Source organism: Paenibacillus sp. J31P190 (assembly GCF_059692075.1).
This window is the reverse complement of record NZ_JCAUAS010000064.1, coordinates 1-2,361: the sequence shown is the minus strand read 5'-3', so window position 1 is coordinate 2,361 and position 2,361 is coordinate 1. Positions and strand designations below refer to the sequence as shown.

The 2,361-nt window shown below is 39.3% G+C and carries 4 protein-coding genes; all 4 read right to left on the bottom strand.

Features of this window, described 5'->3' with window-relative positions; translation table 11 throughout:
* Positions 1–124: 124 nt before the first annotated feature.
* Positions 125–664: a phosphotransferase family protein gene (locus AC58U0_RS37205; protein WP_497383663.1), complete on the bottom strand. Its 540-nt coding sequence runs from the start codon at positions 662–664 to the stop codon at positions 125–127.
* A gap of 39 nt (positions 665–703) precedes the next feature.
* A complete protein-coding gene (locus AC58U0_RS37200; protein ID WP_497383662.1) occupies positions 704–925 on the bottom strand; it encodes a hypothetical protein in 222 nt (73 codons plus the stop codon).
* Positions 926–1,003: 78 nt separating this feature from the next.
* Positions 1,004–1,444, bottom strand: a complete 441-nt coding sequence (locus AC58U0_RS37195) for a glutamine amidotransferase-related protein (RefSeq protein WP_497383661.1) — start codon at positions 1,442–1,444, stop codon at positions 1,004–1,006.
* A 144-nt stretch (positions 1,445–1,588) separates the two neighbouring features.
* Complete coding sequence (locus AC58U0_RS37190; protein WP_497383660.1) at positions 1,589–2,131, bottom strand: GNAT family N-acetyltransferase; 543 nt, start codon at positions 2,129–2,131, stop codon at positions 1,589–1,591.
* Positions 2,132–2,361 lie beyond the last annotated feature (230 nt).

Genomic DNA, 2,361 nt, shown 5'->3' with positions numbered 1-2,361 from the left:
TAGAGCGCCTCCTTGATGGTATTGGGTTTCGAACCCGTGCACAAACCCATCATACCGAGGCGCTCCTTTTTTGACAAAGTCCAAATCTTAGTCATTACAGGAATGTTTAGCGGAATATTCGATTCTATATCCAACTTTCAAAATGCTCAGTTACAAAACGAATCTCGCTCTCATAATGCGCCAAGTGACCCTCATCAACCATTTTTTGAAAGGCAGGATTCCCTTCGGCTGCACCATTTCTCAATGTATCACACAGTACCATCAAACGTTGAATAATCCACTCCCGCAGATTATTAGGGATGGGAATTCCATATGATTCAAAAAACAAATGAATTCGCCGACGGCGCTCTGCCGCGTGCATTTCATTTTGGTATGCTACCGTTGTTCCAGAAGAATCTTCAGGTGCGAAATTGGCAAGTGGAACCGATGTGTAAAGGAAGTAAGCAATGTCCCACATACGCGGACCTGGGCCTGCCATGTCAAAATCAATCAGCGCCACAGGAGCCCCCTTTTGAAAGACAACATTATACAACGCTACGTCATTATGACAGATCACTTCGTGTTCGGCATCATCGGCATAGATAAGCTGCCATCTGTCCTCCGTATTGGGAGTGAACGCTTTAGTCGCATCATGGAAACGACGCAAAAGCCGTGCCAAACCCACAAGCGTTTCGTCCGACCACATGTAAGGTTCAAGTTTTGGTTAATTGTTACCTGGAACTTCTACAGGAATAAATGTCAATATTTCACGACCAGAGTCATCGATTCCGAGAAATCTGGGTGCTCCCTCAAAGCCTTGTTGTTCCAAATGTTTGAGTAGTTCATAAACACTCGCACTCCAATAACCTATAGGGCGGCGAACAGTGTTCGCCATACGGACTATGTGATTTACATTACCGCCTTTTAACACTTCTTCCTGAGTCACTTGGTTAATTCCTCTCTTGTCTGTACGTTATCTATTACAGATTTTTGCATGTTAGTTATAGGTGCTACTCAGCTAATATTAACAAAAAGTTGAAGATTTCTTAATTATGATTTCGCCTATTTGACCAACTAGTGAACAAGTAAGTTTACTAATAACTAATTGAGCTGAGTGAGGATCTCGTTCTTCATGTCCTGCTTCCTTCAACATCAATTTGTTTCTAGCATACTCCATAATGATGTATTGAAACCCACCACAAGTTCCTAACAAAGGCACATTGTTTTCGCGAGAAAATTCAATAATACTTAATACCCCATCAATAGAATTAGGGGATCCGGGAGCTATCCAAAAACCTTGATATGTTTCTTTGATATTATCAATTTGTTCAATTATAGTAGTTGTTGGAATCCACTCTTGCTCGATAGAGACTCCTAATTTCTTAGATGAATGAATAAGTGCATGATTTGTAGCGAGCTGTGATGGATATTCTGAATTATAGTCACCAACAATTCCTATCTTCACAAGACATGCCCCCCTCAAAGTTAACTAGGCTGCCTATCGAAATCTGCGGCAGCCTTATTGTTTAATTTATTGAGCTCTTGTTTTGCGTTAGTTGAATGCCTTATTTTTTCTAAATATCTTTGCTATCCTGCACTATGTTAGGCATTATAGGAAATTCCAATCACTTCTTAACATGCCATATACAACGTGGTCAATGTAATGGTCATATAACCATTCGGCTTCACGGATTCGACCTTCATTTGTAAACCCTAATTTCTCTGGAATCGCCCTGCTTTTTAGGTTGTTAAGCCCACATCTTATTTCAACTCTGTTTAATCCTAATTCGTTAAAGCTATAATCAACTAATCTTTTGCAAGATTTTGTCATGATACCATTACCCTGAAATTGTTCGCCTAGCCAGTAGCCAATACTGGTTTTTTTATTAGCCCAATCAATTGAGTGATAACCGATACATCCTACGATTTCCCCTTTAAACCATATGCCTGTATTGAATCCATTGTTAGAAGCATGTTGATTTTGACAGAATTGTATAAAGGATTTCGTATATTCGACACTTAGAGTCCCATCAACCCAGGGCAACCATTCTCTAAGGTAACCTCTAGAATCATCCGTTAATGCAAATAATTTATCTGAATCGTCTTGTTCGAGTAATTTAAGCATCTTATCATCGTCAATTTCTAAGATCATTTTATTCCTCTCCCCAATATCCATTTAATGTAATTATATCAAATGATATTGAAGGTTATAAGCTTCTTTTTTTAACATTACTGCCCGTTACTACAATGAACATCAAAAAGGAGCTGTCATTGTGAACTGCACCCCAATTGTTAGACACAGTCTAACAATTGGAGGTGCAGTTTTTTTGGCTAAATACTCAACCGAGGAGAAACTAGAAGCAGTCCTGGCTTATCTAGAAG